This window comes from Pseudomonas sessilinigenes (assembly GCF_003850565.1).
GTDB lineage: Bacteria > Pseudomonadota > Gammaproteobacteria > Pseudomonadales > Pseudomonadaceae > Aquipseudomonas > Aquipseudomonas sessilinigenes.
Genome location: NZ_CP027706.1, coordinates 991,141 through 1,010,869, shown reverse-complemented (window position 1 = coordinate 1,010,869; position 19,729 = coordinate 991,141). Strand labels below are relative to the sequence as shown.

15 protein-coding genes are annotated in these 19,729 nt (G+C 59.7%); 5 read left to right on the top strand and 10 right to left on the bottom strand.

The window, feature by feature from the left end:
• Positions 1 to 10: 10 nt before the first annotated feature.
• Both C4K39_RS04520 and C4K39_RS04515 read right to left on the bottom strand, forming a co-directional pair.
• Entirely contained in the window at positions 11 to 1,387 is a 1,377-nt protein-coding gene (locus C4K39_RS04520; RefSeq protein ID WP_068584245.1) for a class II fumarate hydratase, read from the bottom strand.
• A complete protein-coding gene (locus tag C4K39_RS04515; protein ID WP_068584248.1) occupies positions 1,380 to 1,775 on the bottom strand; it encodes a FagA protein in 396 nt (131 codons plus the stop codon). Before C4K39_RS04515 ends, C4K39_RS04520 begins: the two co-directional genes overlap by 8 nt.
• A 661-nt stretch (positions 1,776 to 2,436) precedes the next feature.
• On the opposite strand from C4K39_RS04515, the gene C4K39_RS04510 reads away from it, so the two are divergent.
• From C4K39_RS04510 to C4K39_RS04495, 4 genes are all read left to right on the top strand, one after another.
• Positions 2,437 to 2,973 (top strand): fimbrial protein, encoded by a 537-nt coding sequence (locus C4K39_RS04510; RefSeq protein WP_124345757.1) that lies wholly within the window; start codon positions 2,437 to 2,439, stop codon positions 2,971 to 2,973.
• 165 nt (positions 2,974 to 3,138) lie between these two features.
• Positions 3,139 to 3,921: a fimbrial biogenesis chaperone gene (locus C4K39_RS04505; RefSeq protein ID WP_124345756.1), complete on the top strand. Its 783-nt coding sequence runs from the start codon at positions 3,139 to 3,141 to the stop codon at positions 3,919 to 3,921.
• A 20-nt stretch (positions 3,922 to 3,941) separates the two neighbouring features.
• On the top strand, positions 3,942 to 6,515 hold the full coding sequence (locus tag C4K39_RS04500) for a fimbria/pilus outer membrane usher protein (protein ID WP_124345755.1): 2,574 nt from the start codon (positions 3,942 to 3,944) through the stop codon (positions 6,513 to 6,515).
• Between the two features lie 78 nt (positions 6,516 to 6,593).
• Positions 6,594 to 7,589 carry a fimbrial protein gene (locus C4K39_RS04495; RefSeq protein WP_124345754.1) on the top strand — a complete coding sequence of 332 codons (996 nt, stop codon included), beginning with the start codon at positions 6,594 to 6,596 and terminating at the stop codon, positions 7,587 to 7,589.
• 67 nt (positions 7,590 to 7,656) lie between these two features.
• Here the strand turns inward: C4K39_RS04495 and pmbA are convergent, their stop codons facing one another.
• On the bottom strand, positions 7,657 to 9,003 hold the full coding sequence (gene pmbA / locus C4K39_RS04490) for a metalloprotease PmbA (protein WP_068575796.1): 1,347 nt from the start codon (positions 9,001 to 9,003) through the stop codon (positions 7,657 to 7,659).
• A 108-nt stretch (positions 9,004 to 9,111) separates the two neighbouring features.
• On the opposite strand from pmbA, the gene yjgA reads away from it, so the two are divergent.
• Entirely contained in the window at positions 9,112 to 9,633 is a 522-nt protein-coding gene (gene yjgA / locus C4K39_RS04485) for a ribosome biogenesis factor YjgA (RefSeq protein WP_068575794.1), read from the top strand.
• A gap of 52 nt (positions 9,634 to 9,685) precedes the next feature.
• Here yjgA and tldD read toward each other — a convergent pair whose 3' ends face one another.
• From tldD to mreC, 7 genes are all read right to left on the bottom strand, one after another.
• Positions 9,686 to 11,128, bottom strand: a complete 1,443-nt coding sequence (gene tldD, locus C4K39_RS04480; protein WP_068575792.1) for a metalloprotease TldD — start codon at positions 11,126 to 11,128, stop codon at positions 9,686 to 9,688.
• Between the two features lie 26 nt (positions 11,129 to 11,154).
• Positions 11,155 to 11,994, bottom strand: a complete 840-nt coding sequence (locus C4K39_RS04475) for a carbon-nitrogen hydrolase family protein (RefSeq protein ID WP_124345753.1) — start codon at positions 11,992 to 11,994, stop codon at positions 11,155 to 11,157.
• 58 nt (positions 11,995 to 12,052) lie between these two features.
• Complete coding sequence (locus C4K39_RS04470) at positions 12,053 to 15,856, bottom strand: YhdP family protein (RefSeq protein ID WP_124345752.1); 3,804 nt, start codon at positions 15,854 to 15,856, stop codon at positions 12,053 to 12,055.
• 75 nt (positions 15,857 to 15,931) lie between these two features.
• Complete coding sequence (rng, locus tag C4K39_RS04465; protein ID WP_068575787.1) at positions 15,932 to 17,389, bottom strand: ribonuclease G; 1,458 nt, start codon at positions 17,387 to 17,389, stop codon at positions 15,932 to 15,934.
• Between the two features lie 56 nt (positions 17,390 to 17,445).
• Complete coding sequence (locus C4K39_RS04460; protein ID WP_124345751.1) at positions 17,446 to 18,042, bottom strand: Maf family protein; 597 nt, start codon at positions 18,040 to 18,042, stop codon at positions 17,446 to 17,448.
• A 43-nt stretch (positions 18,043 to 18,085) separates the two neighbouring features.
• Entirely contained in the window at positions 18,086 to 18,577 is a 492-nt protein-coding gene (gene mreD, locus C4K39_RS04455) for a rod shape-determining protein MreD (RefSeq protein ID WP_068575782.1), read from the bottom strand.
• On the bottom strand, positions 18,577 to 19,659 hold the full coding sequence (gene mreC, locus C4K39_RS04450; RefSeq protein WP_124345750.1) for a rod shape-determining protein MreC: 1,083 nt from the start codon (positions 19,657 to 19,659) through the stop codon (positions 18,577 to 18,579). Before mreC ends, mreD begins: the two co-directional genes overlap by 1 nt.
• Positions 19,660 to 19,729 lie beyond the last annotated feature (70 nt).

Sequence of the window (19,729 nt, the reverse complement as noted above, 5' to 3'; positions counted from 1 at the left end):
AGTAAGGGGGTTACACGCCACCCGCCGTAAGCTTCTCCGGGTCCAGCAGGACTTCAAGCTGGCTGCGGGGCAGGTCGGTATGCTCAAGCGCAACGTCTATCACCGGGCGCCCCTGCTTGTAGGCGGTCTTGGCGATTTCCGCTGCCTTCTGGTAACCAATGATCGGGTTCAAGGCCGTCACCAGGATCGGATTGCGCGACAGTGCTTCCTTGAGCTTGGGTTCGTTGACCTTGAAACTGGCAATCGCCTTGTCCGCCAGCAGGCGGCTGGAGTTGGCCAGCAACTCGATGCTACTCAGCAGGTTCTGGGCAATGATCGGCAACATCACATTGAGCTCGAAGTTGCCCGACTGCCCTGCCACCGTGATGGTGCTGTCGTTGCCAATGACCTGGGCCGCCACCATCGCCGTGGCTTCCGGGATCACCGGGTTGACCTTGCCTGGCATGATCGACGAGCCCGGCTGCAACCCTTCCAGCTCGATTTCCCCCAACCCGGCCAATGGCCCCGAGTTCATCCAGCGCAAATCGTTGGCGATCTTCATCAACGATACCGCCGTAGCCTTGAGCTGCCCGGAGACAGTCACCGCAGTGTCCTGGGAGCCAATCAGGGCGAACAGGTTCTTGCCCGGAGTGAATTGCACCTGGGTGAGCTTGCTCAACTGCTGACTGAAGCGCCCGGCGAACTCCGGATGCGCATTGATCCCGGTACCTACCGCCGTGCCGCCCTGGGCAAGAGACTGCAGGCTCGGCAGCAAGTCCTGCAGGTGCGCGATATTGGCCTTGAGCTGCTGCGCCCAGCCCTCAAGGACCTGGCTCATGCGCACAGGCATGGCATCCATCAGGTGAGTACGCCCTGTCTTGATAAAGGGGTGCACCTGCAGCGCCTTGTGCTCGATGACCTCCACCAGATGCACCAACGCTGGCAACAACTGCTCATGCAGGGTCAACGCAGCACTGACATGGATGGTGGTGGGAATGATGTCGTTACTGCTCTGGCCACAATTGACATGGTCATTGGGGTTGACTGCCTCACCCAGCAGGCGACTGGCCAGGGTTGCCAGCACTTCGTTGGCGTTCATATTGGAGCTGGTGCCGGACCCGGTCTGGAAGATATCCACCGGGAAGTGCTGCATGAAGTCCCCCTCCAGCAACCCTTGGGCGGCATCGACGATGGCCTTGCCCTGGGACTCGCTGAGCTGCCCGAGTTCGACGTTGGCCTTCGCCGCGGCAGCCTTGGCCAGGATCAGCGCCCGGATGAAGGCCGCCGGCATCCGTTGCCCACTGATGGGAAAGTTATCCACTGCACGCTGGGTCTGTGCGCCATACAGCGCCTGCTCCGGGACCTGCAATTCGCCCATGCTGTCGCGTTCGATACGGGTATTACTCATCGGGAAATCCTTGCACCAGTTCAATCAGAGGAATGGAAGGCAACAGCGAACACGTCGCCAATCGCCAGGCATGGCTTTGCCAACGCTCAAGTCGGCACTTGCACAGCGACAAACGCTCCATATCGCGCAGCGGACGCCAGGCCTGGTCCAGGCACAGGCTGCGCCAATGCCAGGGCAACGCGGTATCGGTAGCGGTATCGATCAATAAACGGAAGGAGGTTTCGGCAACGGTCCAGGCGGACATGGCAGTGCAACAGGCCAGGTATCGTCCCTCGGCCAGGTAATGCTCGATCAGACGCGGCTCGTCGGGATCCAGTGCGCAGCGGATCTGGCGGCTCATCCAGCGCCAGCTTTCAAGGTACGGCTGCTCGTGCAAGGCAGTGCTCATGACCTGGGCTCATTGAATAATGATTTTCATTATTAAATGATATTGAGAATCAACGCAATCTGGCTGTACGAATTTTGTCCATGTTTGCAACCGCCACCCTCGTGATTGGCCTAACGGCTGAAGCCCCTCGATTCATGCCGCCACGCTGAGCCCTACGCCCCTCCCATCCCATCCCATCCCATCCCAACATCCTGCAACAGAGCACGCAGCCGAGCAGACCACCGATTCAATGCCTGCGTCAGGACACCCACACCAACGACGTTATTCAGAGCAGGGGCTAGAGGCTTATCAAGGCAACCTCTGGCTCGATGAATTTTGATGCGCGACGCAAAAGTTCAACCTGAGTTTGCTGTGAAACATCCGCTTTAGTTTTGCCCTACGTTGCTTACAGCCTTTCGAGGAAAGTTCTACTCAAACATAAAGAATCGCCTCATATCGATAAAACAATAAAACCTCGATTCTTTCACCGCATCCAGACAGGCAGTTTAAAACACACTAAAAGCCCAGACTCTTCCATTACCAAATCAAAACTAAAAAGACATTTAAGTCCCTGCCTACAGAGTCATTCCCACCAACGAAACAAGCCATTTCCCAGGAGAAGTACACGCCATAGAACTTACCCTTCAAACCCACCCCAAGAACTTAATACGTCGAGAAAAAAATGAAGAAGCTCCTTATCACCAAACTTTCCGCCACCGCAGTCATTGCTCTCTTGTCACAAACAGCCTTTGCTGCCGACGGAACGATCAACTTCTTTGGAGAAATCGTCGATGCCCCATGCTCGATCTCTCCCAACAGCCAAGTCATGACTGTTCCACTAGGCAAAGTTTCACGTACTACCCTGGATGGCGGTGCGGGCAAGAAAGCCACACCGGCACGCTTCAACATTGAGTTGCTGAATTGCGGCGCAAGTGCCAAAGGGGCGACACTGACCTTTAACGGAACCACCGATACGACCGTAACAGACAATCTGCGCGTTGGCGTCGGTGAAACGGCAGGCGGGGCAGCCACTGGTGTAGCGATAGAACTCGGTGACTCCGCTGGCACCAAAATCCCGGTAGGTTCCGAATCGACCCAATACACCCTGGTCCAGGGTGACAACCCTCTGAAGTTCCAAGCGGTCTATGTTTCCACTGCCGAAAAAGTAACGGTCGGTACTGGTAACGCAACGGCGCAGTTCACAGTTAACTACAAGTAATACCGTATTCGCCCAGTTGTCTCGCAGACGACTGGGCGTTTTTTTGCGTATTAACAAGTACACACTTTCGCCAGATCGCTTTAACAAGTGGATATATAGCAACCCAGGAACCTTAACTCCTGCGATGACGCGTGTTTGGCGGCCAGCAACTATCGGGATAGATTCATGCTGAACAAGAATGGCTTGAGATTGGCCAACAAACTTTTATTGGGTGCCAGCTTAGTAGTTTGTGCAGCAGCACCTGTTTTCGCAAGCGTGACGCTTGGCGGTACACGAGTGATTCTCGGCGAGCAGGATCGAGAAGCCTCCATTCCGGTAAAGAACGCTGGTCGAGCACCCTATGTGATACAGGCATGGGTCGATGCCGGCGAAGGAAAGACCAAGACTCCATTCGTAGTCACCCCTCCGCTGTCACGCCTTGATCCAGGAATGGAGAACATTCTACGGATCATGCGGATCTCAAATAACCTGCCAACCGATCGAGAGTCCGTATTCTGGTTGAACGTCAAGGAAATTCCAGAAAAAGCAAAGGAAGACAACGTTCTTCAAATTGCAATGCGCACACGTATCAAATTGTTCTACCGACCATCAGCACTAGAAGGAAAACCTGCAGAATCACGCCATCAATTAAAGTGGGCAGTCATTCCCGGGAATAGCAGCACTGGCTCAGTACTTAAAATAGAAAACCCGACCCCTTATTACATTACATTCACCAGTTTTAAGATCAATCAGGGGCAGCAGGAAATCAATGCGCAGATGGTGCCACCCAAAGGGGAGTCTGTTTATTCATTAAGTTCCGTAAACATACAAAAAGACATCGACGTCAGATTTACCACCATTAATGACTATGGAGGAGAAACACCCGAAGAGCGGGCAACAGTACCTGTTGCAGTCCATCCGATTGTCCTACCACTAGAGCCGGTCAAGACACTGACCGTTAAACAATGACGGTTTGCAAGGTCATGGCGATGACCTCTTATCTCAGCCCTTGCTCCTCACGCACGGTGGGATTGCCGCTATGTGCCCTCGTCGTCGCAATGGCCAGTCCAAGTGCATTCGGCAAGAATCAGGCAGGAACTGTATTCAACGAACAGTTCCTCAACATCGGTGGCGACCAGCCAAGTGCCGACCTGTCGGTGTTCTCGTTTGGCAACCGCGTCCTACCGGGCACCTACACCGTGGATACGGTGCTCAACGACAGCAACATCGGGCAAAACGAAGTGCGCTTCAACAAACAGGCGGACGACGCACAAGATGCGACGCCTTGCCTGACGCCAGCCCTGCTCGACGATTGGGGCGTGAAGACGAGTGTCTTCCCCGCATTGGCAAACAGCTCGCCAGAGACCTGCGTTGATCTGGGCAAGGTCATTGCACAAGCCACTGTAAGTTACGACCCAGGTAACCAGCGTCTTTTCCTGAGCATCCCGCAAGCAGCCCTCAAGCGCTCTGCACGCGGTGCCATCAGCCCGGATCGCTGGGACAAAGGCATCAATGCGGCCATGTTGGATTATCAGCTCAGCTTCTCGCGCTACGACGGTAACAACCTGCGCGGAAATACAGTGAGCCCTGTGCAGCAAAATGTTTTCGACAATACATCGGCGCCTAACAAGTTGGAGCGCGATACTTACTTCGGCGGATTGCGTGGCGGCTTCAACATAGATGATTGGCGCTTCCGGCATTTCTCGACTTATAACCGCAGCCTGGATGGGCAGGGTCGCTGGCAAGCCATCAATACCTATTTGCAACGTGATATCGCATCAATTCGCGGTCAGTTGCTCATTGGCGACGGCAACACACCCGGCAACTTCTTTGACAGTGTGCAGTTTCGTGGCGTGCAGGTTAGTTCCGATGACGCGATGCTGCCGGACAGTCAACAGGGGTACGCGCCGACCATCCGAGGCGTGGCACAAACCAATGCGCGGGTAGAAGTACGCCAGAACGGCTACCTCATCTACAGCACCTATGTCGCCCCCGGGCCTTTCGTCCTGGACGACCTCTACCCTACTTCGTCGAGTGGTGACCTCGAAGTCATCATCACTGAATCCGATGGGCGCGAAACGCGTTATGCACAGGCATTTTCCGCCGTGCCAACACTGTTACGCGAAGGCACCTGGCGCTACAGCGCCACAGCTGGCCAGTATCGGAGTGGCTACGGGTCATCGCGAGGCAAAGAACGCCCATCTCTCGTACAGGGCACTCTGGCCCGCGGCCTGGCACAGGACTTCTCGATCTATGGTGGGACCATCCTCGCGGATAAATATCAATCCGCATTGTCTGGGGTAGGTAAGAACCTGCGCAGTTTCGGCGCACTCTCGCTCGACATCTCCCATGCCCGCACTACTGACCGAGATGACCAAACGTTCAACGGCCAGTCGTTGCGTTTTTTGTACGCCAAGACGTTCGAGAAGACCAATACCAACTTCCGCGTGGCCGGCTATCGATATTCCACCAGTGACTACCGCACGCTCCAGGAAGCGGTTCAGATGCAGGATATGCTGGATGGGCGCCCCTTCAACAACCGTCGCAACGAATTGCGTTTTGAACTGGCGCAATCGCTGGGCCAATGGGGAACGCTTCACACTTCGGCTCGCCAGCAGAGCTATTGGAACAGCAACTCCAGGGATCGCCTGGTCCAGATCGGTTACTCCGGCTCCTACCAGAAGCTGAACTTCAACCTGTTCTATAACCACAGTACCAACCTGGACGCTGCCTCCAATCGCCAGCTCATGCTGACACTGTCCATTCCACTGGGCGATACACGTGCCAGCGCGCAGTACATGGTGATGAAGGACAACAACGACCAGCTCGTCCAGCAGGCGAGCGTGTACGGCTCGGCCCTTGACGATAATCGCCTGACCTACAACGTGACGGGCGACGACTCGAATCAATCGGGCACCAGCAGTAGCGCGAACATGAGCTACCTCTCATCCATTGGCCGGCTTGACCTTGGACGCTCGCAAGGCCGTGGCTACGGCCAGACCACCGTAGGCATGGCCGGAGGTGTGCTGGTGCACGGCGATGGCCTGACTCTTTCCCAGCCACTGGGTGAAACCATTGCATTGGCCCAGGCTCCCAAGGCCAATGATGTCGGCTTCGAGATCCGCCCTGGCGTGCGTACCGACAAATCCGGTGATGCCGTGATTCCCAACCTGAGCCCATACCGAGTCAACCGCCTGGCACTGCTGACCGGCGATTTGGGCGACGAGGTAGAAGTCAAGAATGCGGCCCTGGACGTAGTACCGACCCGAGGCGCCGTGGTGAAGGCCAAGTTCGCTACATCGGTCGGCTACCGCCTGATGATGACACTGACAAACAAGGACGGCTCGCCGTTGCCATTCGGCTCCAAGATCGAGAATGAACTCGGGCAGGAAGTTGGGATTGTCGGTCCAGAGGGACAAGCCTTCGTTACCGGTGCGGGCGAGAAAGGAAAGTTAAGGGTGGTGTGGGGCCGCAACGAGAAAGATCAGTGCACGTTAGCATACCAACTGCCTAAGGAAGAGAGTTCAAAGCCGATTCGCGAGTTGAACGAGCAATGTGGCTGAGCATCTCGCACCAGAGTTTAGCTTTTCAATATAAAACCATTAAAACATTAATCTGATTTACACCAAGGCACCAATAAAATGGGTAATTTAATAATCAAATACTCAAAAGAAATTGCATTGCTTTTTTTTACCCTCATCGGAGCTGCTAGCGCTAATGCGAGTCCGGGCTGCTACTTATTCCAAAACTGGAAAATGAAAACGGTAACAATGGACATTGGAAGACTTAGCGTCTCCCCTTATTCAAAAGTAGGAGATGTCTTACTAAAAAAATACTTCTATCCATTTGACACCTACGAGACTGTATTTATCTGTGGTAGCGGAGGCCGATTTTCATTCAGATTAACCAAAGGTTATGGACTAGCACCAGGATTTCAAGATGTATACACAACAGATATCCCTGGAATTGGCGTTCGTCTTTCCTGGTTTACGGGAGTAGACTCACCAATACCATTTGACATATATTCATCTACATATCGAGTATATAAACCAGATCAAAAAACCAGCATTGAGATAATAAAAACTTCAAATCAGACAGGCTCTGGCTCGTTAGCGGCAGGTGTATATGCTGAACAGTTCGGCAACGGTGATAACAAGGTTGCTGTGCGATTAATGCTGGGAGGCGGAACCTCGTCAGTCATCGTCACCCCCGCATGCAGCGTACCCGATGGTTCAAAATTTGTTTCAGTTCCACTAGGTAAAGTTCCTCAGTCCGCGTTCAATGGTGTGAACAGTACCGCCGGAGGAAGCAACTTTAAAATCCGCTTACAGTGCAACACCAACTCCAGCGCGGTCATCAGCACGGTCTACTTAAAATTCGATGCCAATAAAAAAGACCCCAACGGCAGGGATGGCGTTATCTTGCTGGATGAAAGCCAAGCAAGTGCAAAAGGCGTGGGAATTCAAATATCAGACGCCCAACAGATCCCCATCAGGTTTGGGCAGGATATTCTAGTTGGCTCATCCACAGTCAACACATACGAGCTCAACTACACCGCAAAGTACATTCAAACACTCAGCTCAATTTCACCCGGTGAGGCAAAGGGCACAGCTTCCTTCACCATCGAATATAAATAGCCTGAGCCGGGCCGAATAAAAAACGCCACCTGCAAAGGTGGCGTTTGTTTATCGAGGCTTGCCGCAATCAACTACCGGCGACGGTCATGCGCTCGATCAGCACCGAGCCGGTGCGGATATTGCTGCGCAGCTCCAGGTCGTTACCCACGGCCACGATCTGCTTGAACATATCCCGCAGGTTGCCGGCAATGGTCACTTCCTGCACCGGGAACTGGATTTCCCCATTCTCGACCCAGAACCCCGCGGCGCCACGGGAGTAATCCCCAGTGACCATGTTCAAGCCCTGCCCCATCAGCTCGGTGACCAACAGCCCGCGCCCCATGCGTCGCAGCAGGGCTGCCTGGTCTTCATCGCCATGGGTGACGAACAGGTTGTGCACCCCACCGGCGTTGGCGGTGCTTGGCATGCCCAGCTTGCGTCCCGAATAAGTGCCCAATACATAGGACACCAGCTCGCCATCCTTGACGAAGGGCTTGGCGTAGGTGGCCAGGCCATCACCGTCGAATGCCGAGCTGCCCATGGCACGCAGCAGGTGCGGGCGCTCATCGATAGTCAGCCATTGCGGGAACAACTGCTGGCCCAGGGCGCCCTCGAGGAACGACGACTTGCGATACAGGTTGCCGCCGGAAATCGCCCCCAGGAAGCTGCCGAACAAGCCGCCAGCCAGCTCGGCAGAAAACAGCACCGGTACTTCGCAGGTTGGTACCGGACGGGCGCCCAGGCGGCTGGCAGCACGTTGGGCCGCACGCTGGCCGATGCTCACCGGGTCCGCCAACAGTTGGCCCTGGCGATTGACGTCATACCAGTAGTCGCGCTGCATCTGGCCGTCGGCCTCGGCGATCATCACGCAACTCAGGCTGTGGCGGGTGGACGCGTAGCCACCAATAAAACCGTGGCTGTTGCCATACACCCGACAGCCCTGGTGAGTGTTCAGCGTGGTGCCGTCGGCATTCTTGATCCGCGCATCCGCGGCGAACGCCGCTGCTTCGCAGGCCAGGGCCTGTTCGATCGCCTGCTCAGGGGTGATATCCCACGCATGGAACAAGTCGAAATCCATCAACTCACGGGCCATCAGGGACGCATCGGCCAAGCCCGAGGCTTCGTCTTCGGAGGTGTGCTTGGCAATTGCCAGGGCCGCGGCCACGGTTTCACGGATGGCGTCCGGGCCACTGGCGGAGGTACTGGCTGAGCCCTTGCGCTGGCCCACATAGAGGGTGATGCCAAAGCCCTGGTCGCGGTTGAACTCCACCGTCTCCACTTCCCGCTGGCGCACCGAGGTCGACAGGCCCTGCTCCAGGGATACCGCCACTTCACAGGCGCTGGCTCCCTGGCGTCGTGCTTCGGCGATGATCTGCTCGACCTGCTCCTGCAATGCCGGCAAAGCCTGTGGGCCGACGCTTTGTGCTGCACTCATGGTGTTCTCCACTCAAATTCTGCTTTCGATTAAGGCCGGCGAGCGACCGGGCCGGACAAGCGGCCCTCGACTGGTTATCATGGCGGCGTTTCTTTGCGGACTGCCACCATGGTTGATTCTTACGACGACTCCCTCGATGGGGAGAAAAGCAAATCCCAGGTCAAACGCGAGCTGCATGCTCTGGTTGATCTCGGCGAGCGCCTTACCACTCTCAAGCCCGACTTGCAGGCCAAACTGCCATTGACCGACGCTTTGCGCCGGGCCCTGGCGGAGGCGCCCAAGCATGTCGCCCATATCGCCCGTAAACGCCACTTGCAGTTCATTGGCAAGCTGATGCGGGACCAGGACATCGACGCCATCTTGCAGTTGCTCGATCAACTCGATGCCTCCACTCGCCAGTACAACGAACGCTTCCATAACCTGGAGCGTTGGCGCGACCGCCTGATCGGCGGCGGCGATGACGTACTGGACAAGTTCGTCAGCGAATACCCCGAGGCCGATCGCCAGCAACTGCGCTCGCTGATCCGCCAGGCCCAGCACGAGGTGGCCCATAACAAGCCACCCGCTACCAGCCGCAAGATCTTCAAGTACATCCGCGACGTGGACGAGACCCAGCGCGGCCTGCGCTGAGCCTTGCTGCGCAGGGGCTGCCCACGCAGCCCCTGCGCCGCTCGTCCTGCAATCACGCCCCCGTGCCGCCTACCGTGATCGCATCGATCTTCAGGGTCGGCTGGCCGACGCCTACCGGTACGGACTGCCCGTCCTTGCCACAGGTGCCGACGCCACTGTCCAGGGCCAGGTCATTACCCACCATCGACACCCGGCTCATGGCTTCCGGACCATTGCCGATCAAGGTCGCGCCCTTGACTGGAGCGGTGATCTTGCCGTCCTCGATCAGGTACGCCTCGCTGGTGGAGAACACGAACTTGCCGCTGGTGATGTCCACCTGGCCGCCCCCCAGGTTGGCGCAGTAGATGCCCTTCTTCACCGAGGCGATGATTTCCGCCGGATCGCTTTCGCCGCCCAGCATGTAGGTGTTGGTCATGCGCGGCATGGGCAAGTGGGCATAAGACTCACGACGACCATTGCCGGTACGCGCCACGCCCATCAGGCGGGCATTGAGCTTGTCTTGCATATAGCCCTTGAGCACGCCGTTCTCGATCAAGGTGGTGCATTGGGTGGGAGTGCCCTCATCGTCCACGCTCAGCGAGCCACGACGCCCGGCCAGGGTACCGTCGTCGACGATGGTGCAGAGTTTGGAGGCGACCCTCTCGCCAATGCGTCCGCTATAGGCCGAGCTGCCCTTGCGGTTGAAGTCGCCTTCCAGGCCGTGCCCCACGGCTTCGTGCAATAGCACCCCGGACCAACCGGAGCCCAGCACCACCGGCAAGGTACCGGCTGGAGCCGGTACTGCTTCCAGATTGACCAGCGCCTGGCGCAGCGCCTCGCGAGCGTAACCCATGGCCCGGTCCTCGCTGAGGAAATAGCGGTAGTCGGTACGCCCGCCGCCGCCATGACCGCCGCGCTCGCGCCGGCCGTTCTGCTCGACGATGACGCTGACGTTGAAGCGCACCAAGGGCCGTACATCCGCCGCCAGGCCACCATCGGTGGAGGCCACCAGGATTCGCTCCCAGACCCCGGCCATGCTCACGCTGACCTGCTGGATACGTGGGTCCAGGGCCCGGGTCGCAGCGTCCACCCGCTTGAGCAGCTCGACCTTCTCGGCACGACTGATGACTTCCAGCGGATTGTCCGGGGCATACAGCTGCGCCACATCCTGGGCACTGAAAGCCTGCACCTTGCCGTTCTGCCCGGCCCGGGAAATCGAACGCGCAGCCCGCGCCGCCTGCCCGAGGGCTTCCAGGGTGATGGCATTGCTGTAGGCGAACCCGGTCTTCTCACCGGACTGGGCGCGCACCCCGACCCCTTGGTCGAGGTTGAAGCTGCCTTCCTTGACGATCCCGTCCTCCAGGGACCAGGACTCGGAGATCTGCCCCTGGAAATACAGGTCGGCAGCATCGATGCCCGGACCGGCCAGATCGCCCAGCACGCCTTGCAGGCTTTCGATGGTCACGCCGCCAGGGGCTAGAAGGTGTTCACTGACTGAGGACAACAACCCGCTCATATGCTTTGGCCTTAAATTCGTCGTACTTATGCAAGCCGTTGAACGCCTTGCGAGAAAATGCGCCGGTGGCTGAACACCGGCATCCGCGTCCGGATGGACGCCTGTTCGCTGCTGTCACGCTCGGCCAGCAGCACGCCTTCACCCTGATCCTGCTCTGCCAACACCCGTCCCCAGGGATCGACGATAGCCGCATGCCCGTAGGTCTCGCGAGGGCCGGGATGGACCCCGCCCTGCGCTGCCGCCAGCAAGTAGCACTGGGTCTCGATGGCCCGGGCGCGAATCAATACTTCCCAGTGGGCCGCCCCGGTCACGGCGGTAAAGGCCGAGGGCGCAGTGATCAGCTCCGCTCCGGCAGCCCGAAGCTCGCTGTAGAGCTCGGGAAAGCGCAAGTCATAGCAGACCGTGAGCCCCAGGCGCCCCACTGGCGTGTCCGCCACCACCACCCGGTTGCCATGAGCATAGTCATCGGATTCGCGATAGCGCCCACGATTGTCCGCAACATCGACATCGAACAGGTGCAGCTTGTCGTAGCGCGCGACCACCTGCCCCTGGTCATCCACCAGCAACGAGCACGCATTGGACTTGGCTTCGGGCTGATCCTTTGGCGGCAGTGGCAGGGTACCGGCAACTATCCATAACTTGAGGTCGCGGGCGGACTGTTTCAACCAGGGCAGGATCGGCCCCTCACCCAGCGCCTCGGCGCGACCGATGGCCGCCATGTCCCGGCGGCCCATGGCGGCGAAGTTTTCCGGCAGCACCGCCAGCTTCGCACCACCGGCGGCGGCTTGCTCCAACAGGCGGCGAGCCTGTGCCAGATTGGCCAGCACATCGCTCTGGCTGACCATTTGAATCACCGCAAGAGACATGGCGAACTCCGTGTTGGGTAGATCGCCATGCTACTCCATGGACATGGAACGAGGATTCTCAAAATGGCTTGTCGAAGGTGATTTTCGGCTCTTTCCACGGGCCCTTGACGTTGTACTTGACGCTGGCGAAACGGGCCACGCGGTCACCGATCAGCTTGTCGATCAGGAACAACGCCCCGCCCACCGCCGGCGCTCCGACGATCAGTGCGGCAATCGGCAGGTTGTTGGTCACCGGCAGGGTCACCAGCAGCTTGGCATCTACCCGGTCGGCCACCATGTCCAGTGTGCCGTTGAGCTCCAGGTTGCTCGATGGGCCGGTGAGCGTGATCGGCTCGCGGGTGACATACACACCATTGCTCGCCGCCAGTACTCCGCGTACCCGGTCATAGCTCAGGCCCTTGCCGAACAGATCGGAAAAGTCCAGGCGCAAGCGCCGGCCAATGGAGTTGAAGTTGAGCAGGCCGAACACTCGCAATGCCTGGGCACCGCCCTCGACCTCGACGAACTGGCCCTTGTTCAACGTGGCGTCCAGGCTGCCGGAGAAACGCTTGAGCCCCACCCAAGCCGGCGAACCGGGCCAACGGCCATCGACGTCCAGATGGAAGTCTTCACTGGTCACCGTGGGTGCAAAGCCCCAGCCCTTGAGCACATCGGCCAGGTTCTTGCCGCCAATGCGGCCCCGGTACCAACTGGTGCTGGCACCAGCCTGGCCTTCCCAGCCCCCTTCACCCTCGAGCAGCATGCCCTTGAGGCCAAGGTTCAGGCCGCTGAACGTCATGCCCTTGGGCGTCGGCCGAACCTTGAGCGCCCAACGGCCGATCAGATCCGGCCCCTGGAACAGCTGGACAATGGAAATGTCCAGTGGCGGCACGTTCTTCGGGTCCACCGATGCCAACGGATCGGGTGCATTCTCATCGGCCTGTACCGTCGGGTCGACAGCCGGCAGGCGCACATACTGCATGTCGATGGCCATTGGCGCGGCCTTGGCGTCAGGAATGCCGACATTGCCCTTGGCCTGCTGGCTATCGATCTGCAGCTCCCATGCCGAAGGCTTGCGGGTCAGCAGCAGGTTGACCTGATCCAGGGTGGTACCGAAGGCACTGAGCTTGCCGACCTTGAAGTCCGCGCTGCTGAGCAACTGCTTGGCGCTGCCTCCCGGGTCCTGGCTAGCGTAGCGATCGGCCAGGGCCTTCCAGGGCTCGACATCCAGTTCGGACAGCACGCCCCGCACCCGCAGGCCCTTGACGGTCGGTAACTGGGCTTCGCCGCCTCCCAGGAACAACTCGCCCCGGCCTTCGGCGAACTTGCCGCTGGGCGCGGCGAAGGTGAAGCCGACCAGGTCGCCATAGCTGAACCAGTAGCGGCGCTCGGCGCCTTGCAGGGTCATGCGCAACACGCTGTTGCGCCCGGTACTGGCAGGCATGCCGAACGGCGCGGGCAAATCCACCGCAACGCCCTTGAGACTGGAACTGACCATCAGCTGGCTATCGGCGCCATCGAGGTTCAACTGCAACTGGAACGGCAACTCACCGGAGACCGGCAATGGCTGGCCTACCTTGAGCCAGTCGGTGAGTTTCTTGACCGTCACCTGCCCCTTGGCCACCACCCGGGTATTGGGCTTTCCAGGCCGGCCATCGGCAAAGATCTGCGCCGTCAGTGGCCGCTCGAAGGCCTGGGCACTGATGCCATCGCCGCTCAGGCCCTTGCTGCTGTCAAAGCGAAAATCGCCCTTGAGCTGGGTCAGCTCCAGCTCTGGCTCACTGAGTTTGAGGCGGGCCTTGTCGGTCTTGAAATCCACCACGATCTTCGGCTCTTCGCCCTTGGCCAGTGGAATATCCAGATCCACCTGGCCACGCAGGTCACCCTCGCCCTGCCAACCGGCAAAGGTCGAGCCCGTACCGATGGGCGCGTCCTGGAGAATCTTCAGGCCATCGCCAAGGCCCCCGGCGAAATCGCCGTCGATGTACATGTGGGAGCTCTGCCCCTCCGGCACATGGGGGATGTTGACGAAGACGTCGCGCACCTTGGTGTCCAGCAACTGCCCCTTGCTGGCGACGATGCGCACCCGGCTACCTTCGATGAACACATCGCCATCGACCTTGCTCAGGTGGGGCCAGCCCGGCTGGAAAGCCAGTTCGGCGTCATGCACCTTGAAGAACAGGCTGATGCTGCGAGCCGCCTCGATGGCGTCGTGGTTCAACGATCCCTGGTACTGGAAGAAGCCCTGGTCCACCGCGCCCTTGAGGATCGCCGTGCGCAGCCACTCGTCCACCGCTGGGTTGAGCACCTGGGGCAGGTACTTGGCGGTATAGCGCCCATCGCCATCCACCAGGCCGACCCGCAAGTCCATGTAGTCTTCCTGGTCATGCTCAAAGTGCAGGCGGATCAGGAAATCGCCGGCGATCTTGCCTTCCTCGCCCAGCACCTTCAGGTACGGCGCGATCAGGGTGAAGCCTTCCTTGTCGAGCTTCCAGGTCAGGGTGGCATTGGCTTGGATGTACTGCCAGGGCTTGGCGAAGATCGGATACAGGTGCAAGGAAAAATCCTTGCTGTCCATGCGCAACTCACCCTTGCCCAGGTTGCCGCTGATGCTGCCACTGACGTTACGGGCTGCGGGGGCACCGTGATAGGCATCGAAGCCCACCCGGTCGAGATTGGCGGCAAAGCTCAAGCGCTCGTCGCCCGTCACCTGGGGCCGATAGTCGAGCAATACGTTGCGCAAGCCACCGGTGACCTTGAGGTGATCGATGGCCGTAGCCAGGCCTTCGGGCAGTGGCGCCAGCGAATCGAGGATCGGGGTGATGGGAGTCAGGTCCAGGCGGTCAGCCTGGACATGCCATAGCTCCTCGCTCTGCGCGGTAGCGTTGCGCTGTTGCAACAACAAGCGTGACTCCCAGCGCGTTTGCCCGAAGTTCAGGGCCAGGGAATCGAGTTGTACCTGCAGGCCCTCGGCGCTGCGCTGGAAGTAAGCATTGAGGGCCAGGTTTTTCACGGTGGCCGGAGTGCGCTCGGCATAAGCGCCGGTCAGTTGCGGGGCATTCAGGCGCAGGGTCGCGCTTTGCACCGTGCCTTGGCCCCAACTGAGCCAGAGCTCGCCGCCCGCCTTGAGTTCGGACAGCTTCCATTGCTGGGTCAGGCCAGCCGGCAGCCAACGCGACCAGTCGCTTTGCGGCAAGCTCAGGTAGAGATCAGCCTGGGCGTCCCGCCAGGCATCGGCGCGGACCCGACTACGCAGGTTCAAGGCCAAGGGCTGGCCATCCGGCAGGGTCAGCCGCAGGTCCAGGCGCTGGCGACTCGGGCCACTGCGCACATTCAGGCCGACGTAAGTCAGGGTCATGGGCGGATGCTTCTGCGGCGACAGGGTGACCTGGCTGTCCAGCACCGAGAGTTCTGCCACTTGCTGCAGGCGGGTCAGCAACTGGCCGGGGTCCATCGGCTCGTCCTGCTGCGTCGGCAAGCCTTCGAGCTGCCACTGGCCGTCCGGATTCTCCTTGAGGCTCAGGCTCAACCCGCTGAGTTCCAGGTGACCGACTCGCAGATCGCGGGCCAGCAGGCTGCCAAGCACGTCCGGCACTACGCTCACCCGATCCAGGCGCAGGGCATTGGCGCCCTCGCCCACCATCACATCATGGGCCAGCAGGATCGGCGAGAAACCGCTCCAGCGTCCTTCCAGGCTGCCGATATGTACAGGCAGGCCGACGGCGTCCTGGATCCGGGTCTCGACCTCGGCCTGGTACTCAGCCACCAACGGGGTCAGCTCCCGCCCCAGGCTGACATACAGGGCTGTCATCACCAGCGCCAACGCACAGAGGCCCAGCCCCCAGCGGGTCAGTGTGGTGAACAAGCGCATCAGCCGCTCCATTTCAGTTGGCTCCCATGGCAAAAGTCATGCAAAAAGCTGAAGCCAGCCGTTTCCAATCATGTAGAACACGCGGAATCAGAGCAGCACCACGTCGTATTGTTCCTGGGAATACATGGTTTCGACCTGGAACCTGATGGTTCGGCCGATGAAACCCTCCAATTCCGCAACATTGCCTGACTCTTCGTCCAGCAGTCGATCAACCACTTTCTGATTGGCCAGCACCCGATATCCTTCCGCCTGGTATGCCCGGGCCTCGCGAAGGATTTCACGGAATATTTCGTAACATACGGTTTCCGGAGTCTTCAACTTACCCCGCCCCTGGCAACTGCTGCAGGGCTCACAGAGCACCTGCTCCAGGCTTTCCCGAGTACGCTTGCGGGTCATCTGCACCAGCCCAAGCTCGGTAATGCCAATGATGTTGGTCTTGGCATGATCGCGCTCCAGCTGCTTTTCCAGGGTCCGCAACACCTGGCGCTGGTGCTCCTCGTCCTCCATGTCGATGAAGTCGATGATGATGATCCCGCCCAGGTTGCGCAGGCGCAGTTGCCGAGCGATGGCGGTAGCCGCCTCCAGATTGGTCTTGAAGATAGTCTCTTCGAGATTGCGATGCCCGACGAAGGCCCCCGTGTTGACGTCGATGGTGGTCATCGCCTCGGCCGGGTCCACCACCAGGTAGCCTCCGGACTTGAGCGGCACCTTGCGTTCCAGGGCTTTCTGGATTTCGTCCTCGACCCCATACAGGTCGAAAATCGGGCGCTCGCCAGGATAATGCTCCAGGCGATCGGCGATCTCCGGCATCAGCTCGGCAACGAACTGCGTGGTCTTCTGGAACGTTTCGCGAGAGTCGATGCGGATCTTCTCGATCTTCGGGCTCACCAGGTCGCGCAAGGTACGCAGGGCCAGGCCCAGGTCCTCGTAGATCACATTGGGCGCACCAATGGTCTTGATCTGCGTGCCGATCTGGTCCCACAGCCTGCGCAGGTAGCGGATGTCCATCAGGATTTCATCGGCTCCGGCGCCTTCGGCCGCGGTGCGCAGGATGAAGCCGCCTGCCTCCTGGATACCTTCCTGGGCCACGCAATCGCTGACCACCTGCTTGAGGCGTTCGCGCTCGGCTTCATCCTCGATCTTCAACGAGATACCGACATGGGCGGTGCGCGGCATGTACACCAGGTAGCGCGAGGGAATCGACAGCTGGGTGGTCAGGCGCGCGCCCTTGGTGCCGATGGGGTCCTTGGTGACTTGCACCACCAGGCTCTGCCCTTCGTGCACCAGGGCGCTGATGCTTTCCACCGCCGTCCCTTCACGGGTGGAGATTTCCGAGGCATGGATGAAAGCCGCGCGATCCAGGCCAATGTCGACGAAGGCCGCCTGCATCCCCGGCAGGACCCGTACCACCTTGCCCTTATAGATGTTGCCAACGATGCCTCGGCGCTGGGTGCGCTCGACATGGACCTCTTGCAGCACTCCGTTTTCAACCACCGCCACCCGTGACTCCATCGGCGTGATGTTGATCAGAATCTCTTCGCTCATGGCAAGGTCTCGTTCGGACGTGTTCATGGAGGGCCGCATGGGTCGGGTTGAATGCCTTAGTGCGCTGGAATGTCTTGCCAGCAGGAAATGCCGAATTCACCGAGCAGTTCTGCGGTTTCACATACCGGCAAGCCGACCACGGCGGAGTAACTCCCATTGAGCCCTGCCACAAACACCGCTGCAAGCCCCTGGATCGCATAACCGCCAGCTTTGTCCCGGGGTTCGCCGCTAGCCCAGTAGCGCGCCGCCTCCTGTTCGTCGATCGTTCTGAACCGCACCAGGCTGCTCACCACTCGCGACTGGCAACGCTCGCCATCGAGCAAGGCAACGGCCGTCAGCACCTCATGCTCACGCCCTGAAAGAGCCATCAGCATCGCCAGGGCATGGGCCTGGTCCAGCGGCTTGCCAAGGATCTTGCCATCCAGGACCACCGCAGTGTCGGCCCCCAGCACGCAGGCCGTGGGTTGACCGACCAGCAACGCGCGACCGGCTGCGGCCTTGCCCCGGGCCAGGCGCTCGACGTAGGCAACGGGAGACTCATCGGCGAGCGGAGTCTCGTCGATGTCCGCGCCAATGACAGTGAATGGCACGCCGATCTGCGTGAGCAATTCACGCCGACGCGGCGAACCGGAAGCGAGGTAGAGCGGATTCATCAAGACATCTCCCTGTCGAGGTGCGGGCCAATGCCTGACCGGCTCAGTTGATCTTGAAACGTCGGCGCAGGCCGCGCAGGCCGAAACTGACCCATGGCCACAGCAAAGCGCTGACCAGGGCCGGGAGCACCACTGCCAGAGTAGGCTGGCGGTTGCCCGTCAGGGCGCTGAGCCATAGCTGCACCAGCTGGGCCAGGCCGAATATCACGAGGATCACCAGGCTCTGCTGCCACATGGGGAACATTCGCAGGCGCTGCTGCAAGGACAGCACCAGGAAGGTGATCAAGGTGAGGATCAGCGCGTTCTGACCCAGCAGGGTTCCGTAGAGCACATCCTCGAGCAACCCCAGGCACCAGGCGGTCGCCATCCCCACCTTGTGCGGCAGGGCCAAGGTCCAGAACGCCAGCAGCAGGGCCAGCCATAGCGGGCGCAGGATTTCCATGAACTGAGGCATCGGCGACACGCTGAGCAGGATGCCCACCAGGAACGTCAACCAAACGATCCAGCCATTACTCGAATAGGTCGTGCCCGCCATTATTCTCTTCCTCCGGTGGTGGCCGGTGCTGCCACCGGCGGCTTGGCGGCGGCCGGTTTCACAGGTTTATGAACCGGCCTGGCCGGGGCATGGGACGCAGGCTTGGCCGGGGCCGCCGGGGCTGCTTGAGCACTCGGCGCGGCGACTGGCGCAGCCACAGGCTTGGGCGCCGTAGCCGGTGCTGCGGGGGCGGTACTGCCTCCTTGCTGGTCCTGGGCCTCTTGGGCCTGGGCGGCATCATTGGCGCGTTCTTCGGCGGTGCGCGAGTCGCTGAAAACCAGCAGCAGGTAACGACTGCGATTCAATGCGGCAGTGGGAATTGCACGGACGATAGCGAACGGCTGGCCCGAGTCGTGGATCACTTCCTTGACCGTGGCCACGGGATACCCGGCAGGAAAACGCTGCCCCAGGCCGGAACTGACCAACAGGTCGCCTTCCTTGATGTCGGCGGTATCAGCCACATGGCGCAGCTCCAGGCGCTCGGGGTTGCCAGTACCACTGGCAATGGCGCGCAAGCCATTGCGGTTCACCTGGACGGGAATGCTGTGGGTGGTATCGGTCAGCAGCAGCACGCGCGAGGTATAGGGCATCAGCTCCACCACCTGGCCCATCAGGCCACGGGCGTCGAGCACCGGCTGGCCGAGGAACACGCCGTCACGCTCTCCCTTGTTGATCAGGATGCGGTGAGTGAAGGGATTGGGGTCCATGCCGATCAACTCGGCCACTTCGACCTTCTCGTTGACCAGTGCAGAGGAATTGAGCAGCTCACGCAGGCGTACGTTCTGCTCGGTCAGGGCCGCAAGCTTCTGAAGGCGCCCCTGCAGCAGCAGGTTCTCGGTCTTGAGTTTTTCGTTCTCGGCGACCAGTTCGGTGCGGCTGCCAAATTGGCTGGCCACGCCTTGCCATAGCCGTTGCGGCAGATCGGTGATCCAGTAGGACTGCATCAGCACCAGCGACATCTGGCTACGCACCGGCTTGAGCAGCGTGAAGCGCGCGTCGACCACCATCAGTGTGATCGACAACACGACCAGCACCAACAGGCGCACGCCCAGTGAGGGGCCTTTGGCGAAAAGCGGTTTAATAAGCCGCTCCTCCCAGGCAAATGTTGTGTCTATTCATAAGGCGTCGAACCGGCCTGGATGCAGATTGACA

What these genes read in the sequence shown, in the direction of transcription:
- C4K39_RS04520 (WP_068584245.1), bottom strand. Translation starts at nt 1,387, where the DNA reads ATGAGTAATACCCGTATCGAACGCGACAGCATGGGCGAATTGCAGGTC.
- C4K39_RS04515 (WP_068584248.1), bottom strand. Translation starts at nt 1,775, where the DNA reads ATGAGCACTGCCTTGCACGAGCAGCCGTACCTTGAAAGCTGGCGCTGG.
- C4K39_RS04510 (WP_124345757.1), top strand. Translation starts at nt 2,437, where the DNA reads ATGAAGAAGCTCCTTATCACCAAACTTTCCGCCACCGCAGTCATTGCT.
- C4K39_RS04505 (WP_124345756.1), top strand. Translation starts at nt 3,139, where the DNA reads ATGCTGAACAAGAATGGCTTGAGATTGGCCAACAAACTTTTATTGGGT.
- C4K39_RS04500 (WP_124345755.1), top strand. Translation starts at nt 3,942, where the DNA reads ATGACCTCTTATCTCAGCCCTTGCTCCTCACGCACGGTGGGATTGCCG.
- C4K39_RS04495 (WP_124345754.1), top strand. Translation starts at nt 6,594, where the DNA reads ATGGGTAATTTAATAATCAAATACTCAAAAGAAATTGCATTGCTTTTT.
- pmbA (WP_068575796.1), bottom strand. Translation starts at nt 9,003, where the DNA reads ATGAGTGCAGCACAAAGCGTCGGCCCACAGGCTTTGCCGGCATTGCAG.
- yjgA (WP_068575794.1), top strand. Translation starts at nt 9,112, where the DNA reads ATGGTTGATTCTTACGACGACTCCCTCGATGGGGAGAAAAGCAAATCC.
- tldD (WP_068575792.1), bottom strand. Translation starts at nt 11,128, where the DNA reads ATGAGCGGGTTGTTGTCCTCAGTCAGTGAACACCTTCTAGCCCCTGGC.
- C4K39_RS04475 (WP_124345753.1), bottom strand. Translation starts at nt 11,994, where the DNA reads ATGTCTCTTGCGGTGATTCAAATGGTCAGCCAGAGCGATGTGCTGGCC.
- C4K39_RS04470 (WP_124345752.1), bottom strand. Translation starts at nt 15,856, where the DNA reads ATGGAGCGGCTGATGCGCTTGTTCACCACACTGACCCGCTGGGGGCTG.
- rng (WP_068575787.1), bottom strand. Translation starts at nt 17,389, where the DNA reads ATGAGCGAAGAGATTCTGATCAACATCACGCCGATGGAGTCACGGGTG.
- C4K39_RS04460 (WP_124345751.1), bottom strand. Translation starts at nt 18,042, where the DNA reads ATGAATCCGCTCTACCTCGCTTCCGGTTCGCCGCGTCGGCGTGAATTG.
- mreD (WP_068575782.1), bottom strand. Translation starts at nt 18,577, where the DNA reads ATGGCGGGCACGACCTATTCGAGTAATGGCTGGATCGTTTGGTTGACG.